Origin of the sequence: Kitasatospora sp. NPDC051853, from assembly GCF_044452665.1 — a bacterium.
Taxonomy (GTDB): Bacteria; Actinomycetota; Actinomycetes; order Streptomycetales; family Streptomycetaceae; genus Kitasatospora.
Genome location: NZ_JBITBY010000003.1, coordinates 186331 through 207129, shown reverse-complemented (window position 1 = coordinate 207129; position 20799 = coordinate 186331). Strand labels below are relative to the sequence as shown.

The following is a 20799-nucleotide window of genomic DNA, read 5'->3' as shown; positions in this document are numbered from 1 at the left end:
AACGCGTAGCCGTGTTCGGCCGCGGCAGGTCCTGGGCGCACTACGGTCGGGGGCATGCATGCGATGACGATCCCTCAGCCCGGCGGTCCCGACGCACTGGTGTGGGCCGAGGTGCCGGACCCGGTGCCCGGTGAAGGCGAGGTGCTGGTCGAGGTGGCGGCCACCGCCGTCAACCGGGCCGACCTGCTCCAGCGCCAGGGCTTCTACGACCCGCCGCCCGGCAGCTCCCCCTACCCCGGCCTGGAGTGCGCCGGACGGATCGCCGCCCTCGGCCCCGGGGTCTCCGGCTGGTCGGTCGGCGACGAGGTCTGCGCCCTGCTGGTCGGCGGCGGGTACGCCCAGCGGGTGGCCGTCCCGGCCGGCCAACTGCTGCCGGTGCCCAAGGGCCTGACGGCGGCCCAGGCCGCCGCACTGCCGGAGGTGGCCTGCACGGTCTGGTCGAACCTGTTCATGGTGGCGCACCTGCGCCCCGCCGAGACGGTGTTGCTGCACGGCGGCGCCAGCGGCATCGGGACGATGGCGATCCAGCTGGCCAAGGCCGTCGGCGCCCGGGTGCTGGTCACCGCCGGGAGCGCGGAGAAGCTGGCCCGCTGTGCCGAACTGGGCGCCGACGTGCTGATCGACTACCGCGAGCAGGACTTCGTCGCCGAGGTCCTGGCCGCCACCGACGGCGCCGGGGCGGACGTGGTGCTCGACATCATGGGCGCCAAGTACCTCCAGCGGAACGTCGACGCCCTGGCCCGGAACGGACGGCTCGTCATCATCGGCCTCCAGGGCGGTGTGAAGGCCGAGCTCGACCTCTCCGTCCTGCTCCGCAAGCGCGCCGCCGTCGCCGCCACCACCCTGCGCAGCCGCCCGCTGGCCGAGAAGGCGGCCATCGTGGCCGCCGTCCGCGAGCACGTCTGGCCGCTGGTCGAGGCGGGCGTGGTGAAGCCGGTGGTCGACCGTGAGCTGCCGCTCACCGAGGCCGCCGAGGCGCACCGCGTGCTGGAGGCCGGCGAGCAGGTCGGCAAGGTGGTGCTGCTCGCCTGACGGGTCACCAGTCGTAGCGCGCCAGGTCCTCGGTGAGCCTGGCGGGGTTGCGCTCGTAGTAGCCGTGCCAGCCGGACCAGGCCGGGTGGGCACGGAGCAGCTGCTCGGTCCCGGCCAGGCCGTGCCGGTCGGGGCCGAGCAGCTCCCGGGTGATCACGACGGCGGCCGGGTAGTGGCCCAGCCGCCGCGACAGCGCCTCCTGGAGGGCGTCGAAGCCGTCCCGGTCGAGCACCTCGCGGTAGCGCCCGACCCAGGCGGCCAGCCACCGGCGGAGGTGGGCCCGGTCCTCCTCCGGGAGGTCGGGCAGCCCGGCGAAGGTGGGGGCCAGCGCGGTCAGCAGCCGCTGCCCGTGCTCGGCCTCGCGGTCGGCGAAGGCCGGGTACTCGGTGACGAAGTGCTTCCACTCCACACCGGCGACGGCCCGGCGGAGCGCGGCGGCCCCGGGCGGGTTCAGGGCGTAGTACCCCTCGCCCTCGGCGAACACCTCGCGCAGGACCTCCAGCCGCAGCGGCCCGTGCTCGGCCAGCAGGACCGCGTCGCGCAGGTCCTTGCCCTGCCCGTACCGGTCGGTGAGCAGCCACATCACCTTCCAGGCGAGCGAGAGCTCGGGGGTGGCCGCGTTGAGCACCGGTGACCGGCGCCGCTCCAGGCCGGGGACGGCGGTCGGCTCGGGCGGGACGGGGAGCGGCTCGTTGAAGACGAAGTCCAGCTGGACGACGCCGCCGGGCAGGCCCTCGGCGGTCCAGGGCAGCACCAGGCGGCGGCCGGGCACCCGCTCGTAGGTCCAGATGTCCTCGGCGACCGCCGCGCGGGCGTCGAAGCGGACGCCCCGGTCGTCCTGCTCGGCGGTGAGCCGGGCCGCGGCCGCGATGCCGTCGAGCATCGCGGCGGAGCGCGGGTCCTCGATGCCGCGGTCCGCCGGCACCACGACGAAGTCCAGGTCGCCCGGTTCGCGGGCCTGCTCGCCGAACCAGGCGCGCAGCAGCACGCTGCCCCGGATCACCAGGTCGTCCACCCAGGGGGAGTCGGCGATCGCGGCCAGCACCAGGTCCATCGCCCGGCGGCGGGCGCGCAGCCAGGCGGCGGCCAGCGCGGGGTCGCGGAAGGCCGGGTCGGCGGCCCGGTAGGCGTTGGGGTACTGCTTGAGGGCCGGCTCGAAGACCGAGCGCTGGGAGGCGCCGGGGCCCTGCACCGGACGGAGCGTCAGGGGGATCCCGTACTCGGACCGTTCGCGCTCGCTCGGCGGGTGGTCCGGGACATCGCGGCTGTTCCAGCCGAAGGACCGCCAGGTGCCCGTCACCGCTGCGCCCCGGTGGTCAGCCAGCCGTGGTCCACGGCGAGGTTGTCGTCGTACACGACGAACTCCCTTTCGGAGGAGAGGATCTCGTACCCGGCCCCGGTCACGGCCTCGGTCAGCCGGGCCAGCTGCCGGCCGGCCTCGGGCAGGCCGACCCGGTGGCAGCGCTGGGTGACGAAGCGCTGCTGGCGGCCGGCCCGGTCGGTGCGGCGGGCGTTCCAGGACAGGTGGGCGTGGTGACGGCCCGCCAGTTCGGCCAGGGCCTCGTGGTCCGGGCCGGGCGGGAGCAGGACCTTGAGGTGGTGCTCGAAGTAGGTGTCCGGGCCCAGCCGGACCGCCTCGGCGGCGGTGGCCGGGACGCCGGTGGCCCACGGGGAGGCCTCGATCTTGATCCGGGTCACCGCGAAGCCGGCGGCCCGCAGCCGGGCGGCGGCGGCCAGGGCTTCGGCGCGCTGCTCCGGGAAGGTGCCCCGGCCGGTCAGGGTGAGCATCGGCTGGTGGCGGGTGCGGCCCCGGGCCAGCACGATGTGGGTGACCTCGAGCCCGGCCGCGTCGGCCCAGCGCTCCAGCCGCGCGAGCCGGGCGGCGGGGATCGAGACGGTCAGGTGGGTCTCGAAATCGCCGGTGAAGTGGTCGACCGGACCGGGAGCGGCGGCCGGCGGGTGCTCGGCCGTGGCGGCCCGGACGGTGGCCGCCGGTGCGGGGGTGGGCATGGTCGGAATCATCGCAAGCGGCACTGACGCCGGCACCGTGTTTTCGGAGTGACCTCCGGTGGACTGCCCGTAATGCCCGGATTGTCCGCGTGTGTGAGGCTGGTGCGGAGCTGTTCCCGCCCGCCGTCCGCGCTCCGCGCGGCCGGCCGTCGGAAGGACCTCCACCCGTGGCCGCACTTCCGTTCGCGTACTCAGCGCTCCCCGTTCCGGCCGTGCTCCGGGCTGCCGTGGCGGCCGGGCTGGCCCTGCCGTTGGTCCTGGCCGGCGGGCCGGCGGCGGGGGAGCAGGGCGGGTCCCAGGCGGTGCAGCCGGTCGTCGCGGAGGCCTCGGGCGGCCCGGCCCTGCCGGGCCTGCCCCAGGTCCAGATACCCCCGCTGCCCGCGCTGCCGACCGTGCAGATGCCGATCACCGTGCCGGCCACTCCCGGCCGCTCCGTCCCGGCCAAGCCCGAGCCCCCCGAGCCGGCCGACCCCACCCCCACCGCGGCCCCGGCGACTCTCCCGACCCCCGACCCGACGCCCGAGGCCACCCCGACCCCGACGGCCGGGCCGACCCCGGCCCCCCGGCCCACCCCGCAGCCGACGCCCGTCCCCGCCGCGGAGCCGACCCCGGCCGCCGCGCAGACCGTCCTGCCGACGCCCGTCCCGAGCGGCACCCCGGCGCCGACCCCCCGGCCCACCGCGACCGCCCGGCCCGGCCGGACGCCGGCCCCCACCGCGACCGCCCGCGCCGAGCAGCCCGCCGCGGCCCCGGGCCGGGTGCCCGGCGCGGCCGAACGCCCCGCGGCCCCGGCCGTGCAGCGGCCCGCCCCGGTCCACCGGGTCGCCCCGGCGGCCCCGGCCGCCCGTCCCGGGGCCGCCGCCCCGGGCGCCGCGGCGGAGCTCGGGGACGGCACGGCGGTCGAGGAGGCGGTCGAGGCCGTCGAAGCGCCGGTGGCGGCCCCGGTGGTGCCCGGCCCGACACCGGCGGCCGTGCAGTTGGCCGCCCCGCTGCGCTGGACCGACGCCTCCACCCTGCAGTTCCCGCTCGGCGCCGGGCTGGCGATGATCGGCTGCGGCCTCGGCCTGGTGGGCCTGCGCCTGCGCCGCCGCTGACCGGGCGTCAGCCCCGGCCCGCCGGATCGGTGCACCCGGACGGCCGGTGGGCGGCATGATGGTCCGTCAGAGTCCCCACCCCGGACGGCGCCCGGCCACGTCGGGCGCTCCTCAGTTGACCCTCCCCGCGCACGAAGCATATGAAGGAACCATGACGAAGCCGATGAACGAACGGTCGCAGTCGGAGGACGAGTCCCCGAAGGTGCTGATCGTCGGTCCGGACGGGCTGCCGGTCGGGGCGGCCCCCGGCTCGGGGTTCGGCCGGGTCGGGGACGGCGAGGAGGTCGTGCCGCGGGAGCTGCCGGTGACCGAGATGGTCGAGCAGCCGGCGAAGGTCATGCGGATCGGCTCGATGATCAAGCAGCTGCTGGAGGAGGTCCGGATGGCCCCCCTCGACGAGGCCAGCCGGGCCCGGCTGAAGGACATCCACGCCAGCTCGATCAAGGAGCTGGAGCTCGGCCTCGCACCGGAGCTGGTGGAGGAGCTGGAGCGGCTCTCGCTGCCGTTCACCGAGGACAGCATCCCGACCGAGGCCGAGCTGCGGATCGCCCAGGCCCAGCTGGTCGGCTGGCTGGAGGGACTGTTCCACGGCATCCAGACCGCGCTGTTCGCGCAGCAGATGGCGGCCCGGGCGCAGCTGGAGCAGATGCGCCGCGCGCTGCCGCCCGGTCTGCACGGCGCCGAGCCGGAGCCGGAGGAGCCGGAGCCCGGCCGCGGCATCCGCTCGGGTCCGTACCTGTAGGCCACCGGGCCCGCCCTTCGCGGACGGAGTTTCACGGCCGGGACACACCTCGGACACAGCCGCGCCCCGGCGCCCGGAGGCGTCGGGGCGAGCCGATACCCTGACCCCTGTTCGTCGGCCCGGTGGGCCGCCGGCCAGGGGCCGGTCCGGTCCAACACGGGATGCCGGGGGCCGGGCAGTGCCGGGAGCGCCTCCGCACCGGAGGGGGAAGCAGGGGACATGAGCGAGGACGGCGCCGCCGTAGACGGCCACGCACTGGCGGGCGGGCGGTACGTGCTGCGGCACCTGCTCGGCCAGGGCGGGATGGCCTCGGTCCACCTCGCCCACGACACCGTGCTGGACCGTCAGGTCGCGGTGAAGACCCTGCACACCGAGCTCGGCCGGGAGCAGGCCTTCCGGGAGCGCTTCCGCCGCGAGGCGCAGGCGGTGGCCCGGCTGCAGCACACCAACATCGTCTCGGTCTTCGACAGCGGCGAGGACGTCGGCCCGGACGGCGCCACCACGCCGTACATCGTCATGGAGTACGTCGAGGGCAAGTCCCTGCGGGACGTGCTGAACGAGGCGATCGCCCGGCACGGGGCGATGCCGGCCGAGCAGGCGCTGAAGATCACCGGTGCGGTGCTCTCCGCGCTGGAGGCCTCGCACGACCAGGGCCTGGTGCACCGCGACATCAAGCCGGGCAACGTGATGGTGAGCACCAAGGGCACCGTCAAGGTGATGGACTTCGGCATCGCGCGGGCGCTCCAGTCCGGGGTCACCTCGATGACCCAGACCGGCATGGTGGTCGGCACCCCGCAGTACCTCTCCCCGGAGCAGGCGCTGGGCAAGAGCGTGGACGCCCGCTCGGACCTCTACTCGGTCGGCTGCATGCTCTACGAGCTGCTCACCGGCCAGCTGCCCTTCGACGGCGACTCGCCCTTCTCGATCGCCTACAAGCACGTCCAGGAGGAGCCGCCGGCCCCGTCCGGGACCAACCCGGCGGTCCGGCCCGGCGTGGACGCGCTGGTGGCCCGGGCGCTGCGCAAGGACCCGGGGCACCGCTTCCCGACCGCCGAGGCGATGCGGGCCGAGGTGGAGCGGCTGGCCGCGGGCGGCCAGGCCCAGGGCGCCCCGGCGGTCACCCCGCTGGTGATCGGCGAGGGCCCGCGCTCGGTCTCGGCCGGCGGCGGCGGTCCGGTGGCCTTCCCGCCGTTGATGGGCGAGCCGCGCAGCCCCGCCCCGCAGGTGCACCAGCCGTACGCGCCGACGCCCGCGCCCGCCTACGGGCCGCAGACCCCGCCGCCGGCCTTCCCGCCGGCCCCGCCGCAGTACCCCGGCCCGCACACCCCCGGCCCGCTCGCACCGGGCCCGCTCGCGCCGGGGCCGCACACCCCCGGCCCCTTCCCGCAGCAGCAGGTGCCGCCGCAGTACCCGCTGCCGCAGCACCAGCCGCTCCCGCCGCAGCCCTTCCCGCCGCAGGGGCCGCAGCCCTTCGCGCCGCCGTTCGCCCCGCCGCAGGCCAAGGGGAACGGCTGCTCCACCGCACTGGTGGTGGTCGGCGTGATCGTGGGCGTGATCGTGCTGGCCGCGGTGATCGTCGGGATCGTGGTGGCCAAGCAGGAGCAGCAGCGCCAGCAGGACCTGTACGGGTCGGTCGGCTCCGGGGCGCCGGCCGCGGTCGTGGCGGTCGTGGAGCCGCCGCGGGGGCCCGCGGTCTGACCGTCGCACCGGGTACGCCGCGCCACACCCGGGCCGCCGAAGCGGTAGCGTGCCAGGAACGCAACTGACAGGGCCCCAGGCCCGGGGCGAGGAGTGATGGCGCAGACACAGCGGCCGGGCGACGGCGAGGACGAGAACGGCCACGAGACGCCACCGGTGCCGCCGGCCGGCGCCGAGACGGCCGAGACGGCCGTGCTGCCCGCGACCGCCGGGCCCGCCACCCCCTCCCGGGGCGTGGCCGCTCCGCTCGGCACCGTCGGGGACGGCCGCTACCGGCTCACCTCCCGGCTGGGCCGCGGCGGCATGGCCGAGGTCTTCGCGGCCCAGGACGTCCGGCTGGCCCGCACCGTGGCGGTCAAGCTGCTCCGGCCCGAGCTGTCCCAGGACGAGGTGGCCCGGCTCCGGTTCACCCGCGAGGCGCACTCGGTCGCCTCGCTCAACCATCACTCGATCGTCGCGGTCTACGACACCGGCGAGCAGGTCGAGCACGGCGAGTCCACGCCGTTCATCGTGATGGAGCTGGTCGAGGGCCGGACCGTCCGCGAGCTGCTGGTGGACGAGGAGGCGCCGCCGGTCGACCAGGCGCTGATCATCATCGCCGGGGTGCTGGAGGCGCTGGCCTACAGCCACCGGCACGGCATCGTGCACCGCGACATCAAGCCCGCCAACGTGATCATCACGACCGGCGGCGCGGTCAAGGTGATGGACTTCGGCATCGCCCGGGCGCTCACCGGCGAGGCCTCCACCATGACCCAGACCGGCATGGTGATGGGCACCCCGCAGTACCTCTCGCCGGAGCAGGCGCTGGGCAAGGCGGTGGACCACCGCTCCGACCTGTACGCGGCCGGCTGCATGCTCTACGAACTGCTCGCGCTGCGACCGCCGTTCACCGGCGACACCCCGCTCTCGGTGGTCTACCAGCACGTCCAGGACGCGCCGGTGCCGCCCTCCGAGGCCAACCACCGGGTGCCGCCGCAGCTGGACGGCCTGGTGCTGCGCGCGCTGGCGAAGAACCCGGACGAGCGGTACCAGAGCGCCGACGAGTTCCGCGCCCACCTCCAGCACGCGCTGCGCGAGATGCACGGCGCGGCCGGGGCGGGGTACGCGGAGGGGGCGGCCGCCGCCGCTGCCGCCGCCGCGGGTCTGGCCGCCGCCGGTTCGGGCAACAGCGGCCACTACCCGGGCTTCCACGACACCCCGAACGGCTCGGCCGCCCTCACCGAGCCGCTCGGCCCGGTCGGCGGCAGCGAGCAGACCGCGGTCATGCCGTTCCCGGCCTCCTCGCCGTACCGGACGCCGTCGGAGCCGTACTCCGCCGTGGGCGGGGGCGCCGACGACGGATCGGGTGACGGTCCGTCAGGGGGCGGGCGCCGCCGCGGGCCCTGGCCCTGGGTGATCGGGGTGCTGCTGGTGCTGGCCGCGGCCGGGGCCGGCATCGGCGTGGCACTGAGCGGTGACAACGACAAGGGCACGCCCACCGCCCCGGTGACCGCCACCTCCCCGACGGCCACGGCGGAGGAGCCCACCTCGCAGCCGTCCACCCCGGCGACCAAGTCGACCACCAAGGGCAGCACCACCGTCCCGAACCAGCCGACCACCCACGGTCCGACGTCGACCCCGTCGCCCACGCCGTCGTCGACCCCGTCGCCGAGCCCGAGCAAGTCGCCGAGCGGGTCGGCCAGTTCGTCGGCCAGCTCGTCCGCCAGCGGCTCGGCGAGCCCGAAGGCGAGCGGCTCGGCCTCGGCGACGAGCTCGTCCAACCCGCCGCCCGGGACCTCCCCGACGCCGTCCTCGGGCGGCGGCGGCGCCTCGCCCGGTGCCAGCGGGGCGGCGAGCAACGGCAACTGAACCGGGGTCGGGTGACGCCGGGTCAGTTGGTCAGCGCGTCCAGGACCTGCTCGTACTCCTGGCACCACCAGGTGAGCTGGCCAGCCGAGCCCGGGTAGAGGTGGTCGGCGCGGTGGTCGCCGCGCTGGTAGTGCCACTGGAGCATCCACAGGTCGTTCAGCCGCTCCCACCACACCCGGTGGGCCGCGGCGGCCAGTTCGGCGGCGGTGGCCGCACCGGTGGCGCGGTAGGCCCGGGACCACTGGCGGACCCGGCAGAGGTCGAGCACCCCGGTGCGCCGGTCGTCGAAGAGCAGGGTGGCGGCCCGGACGGTCTCCTCGGCGGTGGGCCGGGTGCCGAGCTTGTCCCAGTCGAGCACGGCGGCCACCCGGCCGCCGCGGTGCAGCACGTTGAGGCCGTGGAAGTCGCCGTGGGTCCAGCCGGTGGGCGGGACCGCCTCGGGGGCGGGCCGGCGGTGGCCGTGGGTGTCCAGCAGGTCCAGACGCTCCGTCAGGCGCCGTTCGGCCAGGGCGTCGAAGGGCAGCCGCGGCCGGGCCGAGCGGGCGCGCTCACGGAGCTCGCGGACCAGCCGTTCGGTCTCCACCGGGTCGGCCGAGAGTTGCCCGGCGGGTTGGAGCACCGGCGGGCAGACCTCGGCGAGGGTGCCGTGCAGCAGTCCGAGCAGGGAGCCCAGCGCGGCGCAGCCGGCCGGGTCGAGCTCGGTGCCGTGCAGGTGGACCCCGTCGACCCAGGGGTAGAGGGCGAAGAGCCGGCCGCCGTGGGCGACCACGGTGCGGCCGCCGACCGCCGGCAACGGGGGCGCGACGGGCAGTCCGCGCGCCGCCAGCGCGGTGGAGGCGCGGTGCTGTGCCGCGACCGCCGGGCGGCCGGAGGTGGCCGAGTCCACGTAGCACTTGAGGAAGTACGGACCGTTTTCGCTCTCGACCCGGTAGCCCCGGTTGAGCAGTCCTTCGGCGACCGGGGTGACGGCCGCGGGTCCGACCCGGAAGCGGCGCAGCACCCCGGTCAGGGCGTGGTCGGGGACCGGGGGGCTGAGCGTGCCGACGGGGGGTGCGGCCGTGTCCGGGCGGGCCGGTGCGTCCGCGAAGCGGAGGGTGTGGTTCACGCCCCCTGAGCGTAGTGGTGACGCAAGGTGGTGCTTGACATACTGTCGGTGATGTGCTTCTGAAGAGGTGGTGAACCACGCCTCAGTGGTGGTGGTCGGCCTGGTGCCGGGCCACGTAGGCGGCGGCCTGGGTGCGGCGCTCCATGCCCATCTTGGCGAGCAGGCTGGAGACGTAGTTCTTGACGGTCTTCTCGGCCAGGTGCAGCTCGTTGCCGATCTGACGGTTGGTCATCCCCTCGCCGATCAGGTCGAGGATGCGCCGCTCCTGCTTGGTCAGCTGGGCCAGCCGCTCGTCCTCCTTCTCGCCGCCGTCCCGCAGCCGCTCCAGCACCCGGCTGGTGGCGATCGGGTCGAGCAGCGACTTGCCGGCCGCCACGTCGCGCACCGCGGAGAGCAGGTCGGTGCCGCGGATCGCCTTCAGTACGTACCCGGAGGCCCCCGCCATGATCGCGTCGAAGAGCGCTTCGTCGTCCGAGAAGGAGGTCAGCATCAGGCACTTGATCTCCGGGCGCCGGGAGCGCACCTCGCGGCAGACCTCGACCCCGTTGCCGTCCGGGAGGCGGACGTCGAGCACCGCCACGTCGGGGTCGACGGCCGGGATGCGGGTCAGCGCCTCGGCCGCGGTGCCGGCCTCGCCGACCACCTCGATGTCGTCCTCCATGGACAGCAGGTCGTGTACGCCCCGGCGGACGACCTCGTGATCATCGAGAAGGAATACCCTGATATGTCCGTTTCCACTCACGGGCAAATGCTCCCATAGCCACGTACAGAAGACCTATCCCCCCGGCCGGAAATTGATGCCGATTACCCCCTTACGCGGAGACCGGCGCCCGGATAGCGTGCGCAGGTGTCCTGACGGCACCACGGATGAGAGCCGCGCCACACCCGCGGCTGTTCTGACAGGGAACAAGTAGGACGTCCTAGCGCAGACGCGCCCAGGGGCTGCGCTGGGTAACGTTCTCGTGAGGGAAGCCGTCGGAGAAGGAACACCACCTGCCGAGCAGAGTCGGTGCGCACACCCACGCGCTCTCCACTGCGAGGCGGTGACCGGACCGGTCACCGGCGACCCCGGGCGGCCGGACAGACCGAGGAGTGAACGTGACCGTCAAGAGCACGACGAGGGCGCGCAAGAAGCCCGCCCCCGCCGTCACTGACAGCCGGCGTACGGACGCGCCGGAGCTCGTACAGCTGCTCACGCCGGAAGGCGCGCGGGTCGAGCACCCCGACTTCCCGCTGACCACGACGCCGGAGGAGCTGCGCTCGCTCTACCGCGACCTGGTGCTGGTGCGGCGCTTCGACGCCGAGGCCACCTCGCTCCAGCGTCAGGGCGAACTGGGCCTGTGGGCCTCGCTGCTGGGCCAGGAGGCGGCCCAGGTCGGTTCGGGCCGCGCGATGCGCACCGGCGACTACGCCTTCCCGACCTACCGCGAGCACGGCGTGGCCTGGTGCCGCGACGTCGACCCGCTGAACCTGCTCGGCATGTTCCGCGGCGTCAACCACGGCGGCTGGGACCCGAACGAGAAGAACTTCCACCTCTACACCATCGTGATCGGCGCGCAGACCCTGCACGCCACCGGGTACGCGATGGGCATCACCAAGGACGGCGCCGACGACGCGGTGATCGCGTACTTCGGTGACGGCGCCTCCAGCCAGGGCGACGTCAACGAGGCCTTCACCTTCGCCTCGGTCTACAACGCGCCGGTGGTGTTCTTCTGCCAGAACAACCAGTGGGCGATCTCCGAGCCGACCACCACCCAGACCCGCATCCCGCTCTACCGCCGCGCCTCCGGCTTCGGCTTCCCGGGCGTCCGGGTGGACGGCAACGACGTGCTGGCCTGCCTCGCGGTGACCCGCTGGGCGCTGGACCACGCCCGCAGCGGGCAGGGCCCGGTGCTGGTCGAGGCCTTCACCTACCGGATGGGTGCCCACACCACCTCGGACGACCCGACCCGCTACCGCGCGTCGGAGGAGACCGAGGCCTGGAAGGCCAAGGACCCGATCGCCCGGCTGAAGGCGCACCTGGAGGCGGAGGGCATCGCCGACGAGGCGTTCTTCGCCGAGGTCGAGGCCGAGAGCGAGAAGCTCGGCCTGCGGGTCCGTGAGGGCGTCCGGAACATGCCGGACCCGGACCCGACGCTGATCTTCGACCACGTCTACACCGAGCCGCACGCGCTGGTGGACGAGGAGCGGGCCGAGTACGAGGCGTACGCCGCCTCCTTCGAGGGCGGGGAGAACCACTGATGGGCACGCAGCTCAGTGTCGCGAAGGCGCTCAACGAGGCGCTCCGCAAGTCGCTGGAGAGCGACCCGAAGACCCTCCTCATGGGTGAGGACATCGGCAAGCTCGGTGGCGTCTTCCGGATCACCGACGGCCTGCAGAAGGACTTCGGCGAGGACCGGGTGATCGACAGCCCGCTGGCCGAGTCCGGCATCATGGGCACCGCGATCGGCCTGGCCCTGCGCGGCTACCGCCCGGTGGTGGAGATCCAGTTCGACGGCTTCGTCTACCCGGCCTTCGACCAGATCGTCTCCCAGCTGGCCAAGATGCACGCCCGTGCGCTCGGCCACGTGAAGATGCCGGTCACCGTCCGCATCCCGTACGGCGGCGGCATCGGCGCGGTGGAGCACCACAGCGAGTCGCACGAGGCGTACTTCATCCACACCGCCGGTCTGCGGGTGGTCAGCCCCTCCAACGCGCACGACGCGCACTGGATGCTCCGTCAGGCGATCGCCTCGGACGACCCGGTGATCTTCCTGGAGCCCAAGCGGCGCTACTGGGACAAGGGCGAGGTGGGCGACGAGGCCGGCATCGGCCTGCACACCGCCAAGGTGGTCCGCGAGGGCGCCGACGCCACCCTGATCGCGTACGGCCCGATGGTGAAGGTCTGCCAGGAGGCCGCCGCGGCCGCCGAGGAGGACGGCCGCCGCCTGGAGGTCGTCGACCTGCGCTCGCTCTCGCCGGTGGACTTCGCCACCGTCGAGGCGTCGGTGAAGCGCACCGGCCGCGCCGTGGTGGTGCACGAGGCGCCGGTCTTCCTGGGCCTGGGCGCCGAGCTGGCCGCCCGGATCACCGAGAAGTGCTTCTACCACCTGGAGGCCCCCGTGCTCCGGGTCGGCGGTTACCACGCCCCCTACCCGCCGTCGCGGGTGGAGGAGACCTTCCTGCCCGACCTGGACCGTGTGCTCGACGCCGTCGACCGCGCGCTGGCCTTCTGAGAACGGAGCGACCCATGACCACAGAGGTGCGCTCGCTCCGCGAGTTCAAGATGCCGGACGTCGGCGAGGGCCTCACCGAGGCCGAGATCCTGACCTGGTACGTCAAGCCCGGTGACGTGGTGACGGACGGTCAGGTGGTCTGCGAGGTGGAGACCGCCAAGGCGGCGGTCGAGCTGCCGATCCCCTTCAACGGGGTCGTCGACCAGCTGTTCTTCCCGGCCGGGACCACGGTGGACGTCGGCACGGCGATCATCGCGGTCGCGGTCGGCGAGGGCGGGGCCGAGCCGGCTCCGGCCGCTGCCGCCCCGGCCGCCGAGGCGGCTCCGGCCGCTGCCGCCGCCGAGCCGGAGCGCCGGGAGGTGCTGGTCGGCTACGGCCCGCGCACCGGCACCGTGCAGCGCCGGGCCCGCAAGACCACCGCCGCTCCGGCGGCGGCCGCCCCCGTGGTGCCCGCCCCGGTCGTCGCGGCACCGGTCGTCGCGGCCCCGCCCGTGGTGGTGCCCGCGCAGGCCGAACCGGTCGGTGACGAGCGGCCGTTGGCGAAGCCGCCGGTCCGCAAGCTGGCCAAGGACCTGGGCATCGACCTGCGGACCGTCACCCCGACCGGCAAGGACGGCGTGATCACCCGCGAGGACGTGCACGCCGCCGCGGCTCCGGCCCCGGTGGCGGCCGTGGTGGAGTCCGCCCCGGCCGAGGCCGTCGAGGCGGTCGTCGCCGCGGTGTCCCACAGCGGTGCGGACGTCCGGGTGCCGGTCAAGGGTGTCCGGAAGGCCACCGCCCAGGCGATGGTGGCCTCGGCGTTCACCGCCCCGCACGTGACCGAGTTCGTCCAGGTGGACGTGACCCGGACCATGAAGCTGGTGCGCGAGCTCAAGGAGAGCGGCGAGCTGGGTGCCGGTGTGCGGGTCAGCCCGCTGCTGCTGGTGGCCCGGGCGCTGCTCACCGCGGTCCGCCGCCACCCGGAGATCAACGCGGCCTGGGACGAGGCCAACCAGGAGATCGTGCTCAAGGGGCAGGTCAACCTCGGCATCGCCGCGGCCACCCCGCGCGGCCTGCTGGTGCCCAACATCAAGGACGCCGGGTCCAAGACCCTGCCGCAACTGGCGGTCTCCCTCGGTGAGTTGACGGACGTCGCGCGGCAGGGCAAGACCTCCCCGGCCGACCTCTCCGGCGGCACCATCACCATCACCAACGTCGGCGTCTTCGGCGTCGACACCGGCACGCCGATCCTCAACCCGGGCGAGGCCGCCATCCTCGCCTTCGGCGCCGTCCGCGAACTGCCGTGGGTGCACAAGGGCAAGGTCGTCCCGCGCCTGGTCACCACCCTGGCGCTCTCCTTCGACCACCGCCTGGTGGACGGGGAGCTGGGCTCCAAGGTGCTCGCGGACACCGCGGCGATCCTGGAGCGCCCGAAGCGCCTGATCACCTGGAGCTGACGCTCCGTCGGACCAGCCCGAACGGGCCCTACCCACCTGGTGGGTAGGGCCCGTTCGGCCGTTCTCAGTGCGAGCGGCGCCACCGGACGGTCGCGAGCACCGCCGCGCCGAAGGCGATCGCGCCCAGGGCCGAGAGGGCCAGGAAGGTGTTCGGCGTGCTGGGGCCGGTGCTCGCCAACTCCGTCGCGGCGTCCGCCTGCTGGGTGGGTGCCGCGGTGGGCGAGGCCTTCGTGGCGGCCGAGGCGGGGGAGGGCCTCGCGGGAGCCGGGGTGGGGGAGGCCTTCGCGGTTGCCGGGGCCACCTTCAGGGTCGCGTGCACAGTGCTCTCGGTGCGGTCCTCGCCCTGGGCGGAGACGGTGTACATGACCGTGTCCAGGGCCTTCGGCACGTCGGCCACCAGGCCGATCCGGAAGGTGAGTTCGGCCGACTCGCCCTGCTCCAGCGCGAGCCTCGGCAGGACGTCCCGGTTGACCAGGCCGCGGGTGCAGCCCTGCTGGATCCCGAGCTTCTGCCACGCGCCCTTGCCCTGCCGCCACTCCACCGTGACCTGCTTGATCTGCAGGTCGGTGCTGGTGTCGTAGAAGTGCCCGAGCGAGATCATCGGCTCGACCTGCCGGTACGCCGCGTCCGTCCGGTTGGTGATCCGGACCGGGACCTCGACCGGGGCGCCGCCCGCCGTGATCCGGGTCGGCAGGGTCTTGAGCGCCTCGACCGCCAGGGTGCCCCGGTGCTTCGGGGCCGGGGTGCCGGCCGGGAGCGGCGAGGCCTCGCTGCAGACCGCCCAGGCGGAGGTCGAGCCGGTGGCGAGCGGGACGCCGACGGCCAGGGTGAGGGCGGCGGCGGTGACGGCGAGCGGGCGGGCGATGCGCATGGTGGTGGTCCCCGTGTGGTCGTGAACTGGCTCGTGGTCGGTGGGCGTCGGTCAGCGGGCGGTGCGGCGGCGGGCGAGGAACAGAACGCCGGCACCGAGGGCGAGCAGCGCGGCGGCGGCACCGGCCAGCGGGGCGGTCGGGGTCTTGGGTCCGGTGCTGGCCAACTCGGCGGCGGGGATGGCGGCAGGAGTGCTCGCGGTGCTCGGGGTGGCCTTCGGGGCCTCGGTGGGAGCGGCGGGAGCGGTGGGAGCGGCGGCCTTGGCGGTGGAGGGGATCGGCTTGGGGGCGGCCGGTGCGGGGGCCGCGCCCGGGTGCACGACCTTCAGGGTGGCCGGCTGGTCGGTGGTGTGGAGCAGGATCGAGCCTTGGGTGGCGGGAGTGCTGCTCTTGAGGCCGACCCGGAACATGAAGCGCTTGGCGTGTCCGGTGTCGAGCGGGCCCTTCAGCGCGGCGGTGTCGGTGTAGAAGGCGCCGCCGCAGTCGTAGCGGGTCGGGAGCGTCTTCCAGACCCCGCCGACCATGGCTTCCACGGTGATGTCCTGTGCGCGGAGGGCCTGCCGCCCGCCGGCCGGCTGCGGCGCGAGCAGCCCGAACCCGGGGGTGATCTGCTGGTAGGCCGAGCCGGTGCCGTTGAAGAGCTCGATGCCCACCTCGACCTTCGCGCCGCCGGCCGTGATCGTCCGGGGCAGCTCCGGGATGAAGGCCTGCACCGGCTCGGTGGCGTGGCGCGGGCCCTCGTACATCGGCGGAACGGGCGACGGGCCGCACGCCCAGGCGGTGTCGGCGGTGATCAGGGTGATGCCGCTGGTGAGCAGCAGGGTGGCGACGGAGAGCGGGGCAATCTTCGCAAAACGGTTGATAACGGACGCGCGCATGGTGTGTCCCCCCAGGGAGTCGTGTCTGACGGTGTGTGAGGTGAAGGTCCTTGCGGCGCCGGTCCCCTTGCCGGGGCCGCTCTCCGTGCCTTCATCCATACAGACGTCCATCCCCCCGGGGGGTTGCAGGTGACTTCAAAACTTTTTTCCGGGCCCTTCGAACGGCCCTCCGCGATACTTCCGGGATGACGAAACTGCGGGGGAAACCCGAGGTGACGGCGGTCGACGGGGACGCGCGGCCGTCGCTGCGGCGGGACGTGTCGGGGCCGGCGCTGCTGGCCGGGCTGGTGTGCGTGGCGGTGTCGTTCTCCGGCCCGCTGGTGGTGGTGCTGGCCGCCGCGCAGGCGGGGCGGCTGGACCAGGGGCAGACCGCCTCCTGGATCTGGGCGGTCTCGATCGGCAGCGGGCTGAGCTGTCTGCTGCTCAGCTGGTGGACCCGCACCCCGGTGATCGCGGCCTGGTCCACGCCCGGTGCGGCGCTGCTGGTGACCAGCCTGGGCGACTACCCGTACCGGGAGGCGGTCGGTGCCTTCCTGCTGAGCAGCGTGGCGGTGGCGCTGTTCGGGGTGACCGGTCTGTTCGGGCGGCTGATGCGGGCGATACCCGCCGGGATCGTGAACGCGATGCTGGCCGGCATTCTCTTCTCCTTCGGCGCGGGCATCTTCACCTCGGTGAAGAGCGCCCCGGCGCTGGTGCTCGGCAGCTTCGCCGCCTTCCTGCTGGCCCGCCGCTTCGTGCCCCGCTACGCGGTGCCGGTGGCGCTGCTGGCGGGCGCGGTGCTGGCCGCCGCCACGGTCGGGCTGCCGCTCCACCTCGGCCAGGGCGGCCCGGTACGGCCGGAACTGACGGTGCCGCAGTTCAGCTGGGCGGCCACCGTCGGCCTGGCGCTGCCGCTCACCATCGTCGCGCTGGCCTCGCAGAACGCGCCCGGCCTCGGGGTGATGCGAGCCTCCGGCTACGACCCGGACGACCGGCTGCTGATCGGTGCGACCGGCGGACTCTCGGTGCTGCTGGCCCCGTTCGGCTCGCCGGGGGTCAACCTGGCCGCCATCACCGCCGCCATCTGCACCAGCCCGGAGAGCCACCCCGACCCGCGCCGCCGGTACGTGGCCGGGATGTCCACCGGGGTGCTCTACATCCTGATCGGCAGCTTCGCCGGGGTGCTGGTCAGCCTCTTCACCGGCCTGCCGCCCGCGCTGATCGCGGTGATCGCCGGAGTCGCCCTGATGGCCTCCTTCCAGGGCAGCCTGACCGGCGCGCTGGCCGAGCCGTTCGGCCGGGACGGGGCGGTGGTGACCTTCCTGGTGACCGCCTCGGGGATGACGCTGTACGGGATCGGCTCGGCGTTCTGGGGGCTGCTGTTCGGCGTCGGGACGCACCTGGTGCTGGAGGCCGGGCGGCGGGAGAAGGCCTGACGGACGACCCGCCTTGACGCCGCGTCAAGGCGGGGCTGGGCCGAATGGCTGCCGCCGTCCCCCGCACCGGTGCCACCGCCCGCGCGGCGCGGCCCGGGTGACCGGGCCGGGGCCCGGTGCCCGCGCATGCTGGTGGTGACCTGCGCGGTGGCGCGACCCGCCCTCCGCGCACCGGAGCCCCGGCGCGCCGTCCGGGGCGGACCGCCGCGCGGGAGGGGGCCGGAGTGGACGAGGCCGGGACGTCGCGGCTGGCCCGCCGCCAGCGCGCCGCGCTGCTGGTGGCGGTCGGGGCCGCGCTGGTCTCCACCGGCGGCTGGGCCGCCTCCTCCCTGGTGGAGTCCCCGGCCGAGCGGACCGTCGGGGCCGCGCCGCCGCCGCGCAGCCTGCTCACCGCCCCGGTGACGCTGCGCGCGCTCACCCCCTCGGTGGTGGCCCGGGGCGAGGTCTACCCGCCGACCCGGTACGAGGTGACGCCGCGGGCCTCCTCCGCCGAGATCACCCAGCTGTTCGTCTCCGCGCTGGCCGTCCGTCCGGGCGAGCGGGTGGAGAACGGCCGCCTGCTCGCGGTGGTCTCCGGCCGTCCGCTGTTCGTGCTGCACGGGGACGTTCCCGCGTACCGGGACCTCAAGCCCGGCTCCACCGGCCCGGACGTGGCCCAGCTCCAGAAGGCGCTGGAGGAGCTGGGCTTCGGCCCGGGGGGCGATCCGGAGGGCAGCTACGGCCGGGGCACCGCCAAGGCGGTGGGCGACTACTACCGCAGCATCGGGCAGACCGCGCCGACCCCGGGGCCGGAGACCCGGCAGGCGGTGGAGGCGGCCCGCCGGGCCGTCGAGGCGGACCAGCGGCAGCTGGCCGAGACCGCCGCCGATCCGGAACGGCAGGCCCAACTGCCGGAGGCCAGGCGGAGGTTGGCGGCCGACCGGGAGGCGCTGGCGAAGGCCGAGGCGGCCGACGGTCCGATGGTCCCGGCGGGCGAGGTGGTGCTGCTGCCCGCCTTTCCGGCCACCGTGACGGCCGTCAACGCGCCCGTCGGGGCCCCGGTCTCCGGCCCGCTGCTCTCCCTGGCCGGCGGCGGACTGGCCGTCACCGGCCGGCTGACGCCCGCTCAGGCCGCCGGGGTGCAGGCCGGGATGACGGTGGAACTGCTCGCCGAGGTCAGCGGCGCCACCGCCCGGGGCACCGTCTCCGGGCTCGGCGCCCCCACCGCCCTGCCGCCCGCCGGCCGGGTGATCCCGATCGGCGGCCCGGCCCCCGCCCCGGCCGACCCGGCGCAGCCCGGTCCGCTCTACGTCCCGCTGCAGATCACCACCGAGCAGGGCCTGCCCGCCGCCCTGAACGGCCAGAACGTCCGGCTCACCGTGCTCCAGGGCCCGGCCGCCGAGCCGGTGCCCAGCGTGCCGGTGGCGGCGGTCTTCACCGACTCGGCCGGTCGCACCGTGGTCACCCGGGTCACCGAGGACGGCCGCCGCGAGGTGGTCGCGGTCACCACCGGCGTCACGGTGGGCGGCTGGGTGGCCCTGACCGGCGGCGGGCTGGCGGCCGGCGACCAGGTGGCGGTCGGCTCGTGACGGTCATCGAACTGCGCGGTGCCCCGGGGGAGTTCACCGTCTCCGACGGGGAGTGCGTGGCCCTCGCCGGGCCGCCAGGGCTGCTGCCGCTGCTCGCCCTGTTCGAGGCCGCCGCCCCCGGCCGCCTCCTGCTGGAGGGCACCGACACCGGCCGGCTCACCGAGCCGGAGCGCGCCCTGCTGCGCGGCCGCCGGATCGGTCTGCTGCTCCGGCGGCCCGTGCTGCTCCCGCACCGCACCGCCGAGGAGAACCTGCTGCTCGCCCAGGTCTACGCCCGCACCCCGCGCGCCGGGCGGCGCGCCGCCGCCCGGGCCGCCCTGGAAGCGGTCGGCCTCGGCCACCGGGCCGCCGCGCTGCCCGGCGCCCTCTCCGACGGCGAGCGGCAGTGCCTCGCCCTGGCCCGGGCCCTGGTCAACCGGCCCGCGCTGCTGCTCTGCGAGGAACCGACCGCCGGCCTGGACCCGGCCGCGGCCGGGACGGTGCTGGACCACCTCGACCGGCTGCACGGCGAGGGCCGGACCGTCCTGCTGCTCACCCGGGACCGGGCGGCGGCCGACCGGGCCGGGCGGACGGTACGGCTCCCCGACGGGGAGACGGCCGGAGCGGTGGTGGTCTGAGGTGCTCCGGAGAGCGGGCGGGAGCCGGGGGCCGGCCCTGCGGGACCTGGGCGCCGAGACGCTGGCCGGGCTGCTGGAGCGGCCCCGGCGCACCCTGCTCACGCTGCTCGCCCCGGCGCTCGGGATCGGCACCCTGGTCGCCGCGCTCGGCCTGACCGCCACCGCCGACGGGCAGGTCCGCCCCGGCTACGACCTCACCAGGGCCACCACCGTCACCGCCGTGGACCAGCCCGACGCCACCGGCCTGCCCCCCGGCGCCGCCCCGCCCACCGGCCTGCCGGCCGACACCGAGGCCCGGGTCTCCCGGATCTCCGGGGTGACGGCCGCCGGGGTCTGGTGGCGGGTCGGCGACGGCGTCCGGATCGCCGCCAACCCGGCCGCCGAGGGCCCGGCCGGCCCCGGCACCACCGTCTTCGCGGCCAGCCCCGGCGCGGTCGCCGCGATGGCCCCGGAGCTGACCGCCGGGGTGACCCTCGATCAGTTCCCGGAGCGGCGGCGGCTGCCCGTGGCGATGCTCAGCGAGGAGACCGCCACCCGGCTGGGCATCGGCCCCGGCCTGGTCGCGGCCCAGCCCGCCGTCTTCCTGGACGGCGTCCCCTTCACCGTGATCGGCCTCTACCGGCAGGTGGCCCGTGCCCCCGAGACGCTGCACGGCCTGATCGTCCCGGCCGGGACGGCGCTGGAGCGCTTCGGCAACCCGGGCCCGGCCGGACGCGAATCGGCCAAGGTGCTGGTCGCCACCCGCCCCGGGGCCGCCGGGGTGGTGGCCCGTCAGCTCCCGGCCGCCCTGCGCCCCGAGGCACCCGACCGGCTCGCCGTGGACGCCCCGCCCGACCCGTACGAGCGCCGGGGCGGCGCACCCCGGCGCACCGGCCTCCTGGTGGCACTGACCCTGGCCGGGGCCTGCCTGGCCGTCGGCGCGGTCGTGACCGCCTCGGCCGGCCTGGTCGCGGTGGGGGAACGCGCCCCCGAGACCGGCCTGCGGCGTGCCCTCGGAGCCTCCCGCCGGGCGGTGGGCGCCCAGTTCCTCACCGAGGCGGCCACCGCCGGCACCCTCGCCGGACTGGCCGGCACCGGCCTCGGCGTGCTCACCGTCCTCGCGGTGGCCCTGGCCCGGGACTGGACCGCCGTGCTCCCGGCCTGGGCCGTGCTCCCCGCACCGCTGCTCGGCACCGCCCTCGGCCTGCTGGCCGGCGCCCACCCGGCGCTCCGGGCGGCCCGCACCGACCCGGTCGCGGCCCTGCGCGGCTGACCCCGGGCCCCTGCACGGCT

At 75.4% G+C, this 20799-nt stretch carries 18 protein-coding genes; 12 read left to right on the top strand and 6 right to left on the bottom strand.

The window, feature by feature from the left end; all coding sequences use genetic code 11:
* Nucleotides 1-54 precede the first annotated feature (54 nt).
* Nucleotides 55-1032 (top strand): NAD(P)H-quinone oxidoreductase, encoded by a 978-nt coding sequence (locus ACIA8O_RS09930; protein ID WP_396293147.1) that lies wholly within the window; start codon nucleotides 55-57, stop codon nucleotides 1030-1032.
* A 4-nt stretch (nucleotides 1033-1036) separates the two neighbouring features.
* On the opposite strand, the gene ACIA8O_RS09925 is transcribed toward ACIA8O_RS09930, so the two are convergent.
* Complete coding sequence (locus tag ACIA8O_RS09925; protein ID WP_396293146.1) at nucleotides 1037-2332, bottom strand: nucleotidyl transferase AbiEii/AbiGii toxin family protein; 1296 nt, start codon at nucleotides 2330-2332, stop codon at nucleotides 1037-1039.
* Nucleotides 2329-3042, bottom strand: a complete 714-nt coding sequence (locus tag ACIA8O_RS09920) for a hypothetical protein (RefSeq protein ID WP_396293145.1) — start codon at nucleotides 3040-3042, stop codon at nucleotides 2329-2331. Before ACIA8O_RS09920 ends, ACIA8O_RS09925 begins: the two co-directional genes overlap by 4 nt.
* A 167-nt stretch (nucleotides 3043-3209) precedes the next feature.
* Between ACIA8O_RS09920 and ACIA8O_RS09915 the strand changes: the two genes are divergently transcribed.
* The 4 genes from ACIA8O_RS09915 (at nucleotide 3210) to ACIA8O_RS09900 (ending at nucleotide 8424) form a co-directional block, all read left to right on the top strand.
* The gene (locus ACIA8O_RS09915) at nucleotides 3210-4136 is read left to right on the top strand and encodes a hypothetical protein (RefSeq protein ID WP_396293143.1); all 927 of its coding nucleotides are present in this window, start codon (nucleotides 3210-3212) and stop codon (nucleotides 4134-4136) included.
* Between the two features lie 151 nt (nucleotides 4137-4287).
* Complete coding sequence (locus tag ACIA8O_RS09910) at nucleotides 4288-4878, top strand: bacterial proteasome activator family protein (protein ID WP_396293142.1); 591 nt, start codon at nucleotides 4288-4290, stop codon at nucleotides 4876-4878.
* 219 nt (nucleotides 4879-5097) lie between these two features.
* Nucleotides 5098-6576, top strand: a complete 1479-nt coding sequence (locus ACIA8O_RS09905; RefSeq protein WP_396293141.1) for a protein kinase — start codon at nucleotides 5098-5100, stop codon at nucleotides 6574-6576.
* Between the two features lie 96 nt (nucleotides 6577-6672).
* A complete protein-coding gene (locus ACIA8O_RS09900) occupies nucleotides 6673-8424 on the top strand; it encodes a protein kinase (protein WP_396293140.1) in 1752 nt (583 codons plus the stop codon).
* A gap of 22 nt (nucleotides 8425-8446) precedes the next feature.
* Here the strand turns inward: ACIA8O_RS09900 and ACIA8O_RS09895 are convergent, their stop codons facing one another.
* The gene (locus ACIA8O_RS09895; protein WP_396293139.1) at nucleotides 8447-9529 is read right to left on the bottom strand and encodes a phosphotransferase enzyme family protein; all 1083 of its coding nucleotides are present in this window, start codon (nucleotides 9527-9529) and stop codon (nucleotides 8447-8449) included.
* An 82-nt stretch (nucleotides 9530-9611) separates the two neighbouring features.
* Entirely contained in the window at nucleotides 9612-10271 is a 660-nt protein-coding gene (locus ACIA8O_RS09890; protein WP_396293138.1) for a response regulator, read from the bottom strand.
* A 356-nt stretch (nucleotides 10272-10627) separates the two neighbouring features.
* Between ACIA8O_RS09890 and pdhA the strand changes: the two genes are divergently transcribed.
* From pdhA to ACIA8O_RS09875, 3 genes are read left to right on the top strand one after another with little or no spacing between them, the layout of a single operon-like run.
* Nucleotides 10628-11770: a pyruvate dehydrogenase (acetyl-transferring) E1 component subunit alpha gene (pdhA, locus tag ACIA8O_RS09885; RefSeq protein WP_396293137.1), complete on the top strand. Its 1143-nt coding sequence runs from the start codon at nucleotides 10628-10630 to the stop codon at nucleotides 11768-11770.
* On the top strand, nucleotides 11770-12744 hold the full coding sequence (locus tag ACIA8O_RS09880) for an alpha-ketoacid dehydrogenase subunit beta (protein ID WP_396293136.1): 975 nt from the start codon (nucleotides 11770-11772) through the stop codon (nucleotides 12742-12744). Before pdhA ends, ACIA8O_RS09880 begins: the two co-directional genes overlap by 1 nt.
* 14 nt (nucleotides 12745-12758) lie before the next feature.
* Nucleotides 12759-14180, top strand: coding sequence for a dihydrolipoamide acetyltransferase family protein (locus tag ACIA8O_RS09875; protein WP_396293135.1), 1422 nt, complete (start codon nucleotides 12759-12761; stop codon nucleotides 14178-14180).
* Nucleotides 14181-14244: 64 nt separating this feature from the next.
* Here the strand turns inward: ACIA8O_RS09875 and ACIA8O_RS09870 are convergent, their stop codons facing one another.
* Together ACIA8O_RS09870 and ACIA8O_RS09865 are read right to left on the bottom strand one after the other, a co-directional pair.
* Nucleotides 14245-15051 (bottom strand): hypothetical protein, encoded by an 807-nt coding sequence (locus tag ACIA8O_RS09870; protein WP_396293134.1) that lies wholly within the window; start codon nucleotides 15049-15051, stop codon nucleotides 14245-14247.
* Between the two features lie 51 nt (nucleotides 15052-15102).
* Nucleotides 15103-15927 (bottom strand): LAETG motif-containing sortase-dependent surface protein, encoded by an 825-nt coding sequence (locus tag ACIA8O_RS09865; protein WP_396293133.1) that lies wholly within the window; start codon nucleotides 15925-15927, stop codon nucleotides 15103-15105.
* Nucleotides 15928-16112: 185 nt separating this feature from the next.
* Between ACIA8O_RS09865 and ACIA8O_RS09860 the strand changes: the two genes are divergently transcribed.
* From ACIA8O_RS09860 to ACIA8O_RS09845, 4 genes are all read left to right on the top strand, one after another.
* Nucleotides 16113-17342, top strand: a complete 1230-nt coding sequence (locus tag ACIA8O_RS09860) for a benzoate/H(+) symporter BenE family transporter (protein ID WP_396293132.1) — start codon at nucleotides 16113-16115, stop codon at nucleotides 17340-17342.
* 224 nt (nucleotides 17343-17566) lie between these two features.
* A complete protein-coding gene (locus ACIA8O_RS09855) occupies nucleotides 17567-18910 on the top strand; it encodes a peptidoglycan-binding protein (protein WP_396293131.1) in 1344 nt (447 codons plus the stop codon).
* On the top strand, nucleotides 18907-19527 hold the full coding sequence (locus tag ACIA8O_RS09850) for an ATP-binding cassette domain-containing protein (protein WP_396293130.1): 621 nt from the start codon (nucleotides 18907-18909) through the stop codon (nucleotides 19525-19527). The genes ACIA8O_RS09855 and ACIA8O_RS09850 overlap by 4 nt, the downstream gene beginning before the upstream one ends.
* Before the next feature lies 1 nt (nucleotide 19528).
* On the top strand, nucleotides 19529-20779 hold the full coding sequence (locus ACIA8O_RS09845; RefSeq protein ID WP_396293129.1) for an ABC transporter permease: 1251 nt from the start codon (nucleotides 19529-19531) through the stop codon (nucleotides 20777-20779).
* Nucleotides 20780-20799: the final 20 nt, after the last annotated feature.

What these genes read in the sequence shown, in the direction of transcription:
- ACIA8O_RS09875 (WP_396293135.1), top strand. Translation starts at nt 12,759, where the DNA reads ATGACCACAGAGGTGCGCTCGCTCCGCGAGTTCAAGATGCCGGACGTC.
- ACIA8O_RS09860 (WP_396293132.1), top strand. Translation starts at nt 16,113, where the DNA reads ATGACGAAACTGCGGGGGAAACCCGAGGTGACGGCGGTCGACGGGGAC.
- ACIA8O_RS09905 (WP_396293141.1), top strand. Translation starts at nt 5,098, where the DNA reads ATGAGCGAGGACGGCGCCGCCGTAGACGGCCACGCACTGGCGGGCGGG.
- ACIA8O_RS09900 (WP_396293140.1), top strand. Translation starts at nt 6,673, where the DNA reads ATGGCGCAGACACAGCGGCCGGGCGACGGCGAGGACGAGAACGGCCAC.
- ACIA8O_RS09910 (WP_396293142.1), top strand. Translation starts at nt 4,288, where the DNA reads ATGACGAAGCCGATGAACGAACGGTCGCAGTCGGAGGACGAGTCCCCG.
- ACIA8O_RS09865 (WP_396293133.1), bottom strand. Translation starts at nt 15,927, where the DNA reads ATGCGCGCGTCCGTTATCAACCGTTTTGCGAAGATTGCCCCGCTCTCC.
- ACIA8O_RS09880 (WP_396293136.1), top strand. Translation starts at nt 11,770, where the DNA reads ATGGGCACGCAGCTCAGTGTCGCGAAGGCGCTCAACGAGGCGCTCCGC.
- ACIA8O_RS09870 (WP_396293134.1), bottom strand. Translation starts at nt 15,051, where the DNA reads ATGCGCATCGCCCGCCCGCTCGCCGTCACCGCCGCCGCCCTCACCCTG.
- ACIA8O_RS09930 (WP_396293147.1), top strand. Translation starts at nt 55, where the DNA reads ATGCATGCGATGACGATCCCTCAGCCCGGCGGTCCCGACGCACTGGTG.
- ACIA8O_RS09920 (WP_396293145.1), bottom strand. Translation starts at nt 3,042, where the DNA reads ATGCCCACCCCCGCACCGGCGGCCACCGTCCGGGCCGCCACGGCCGAG.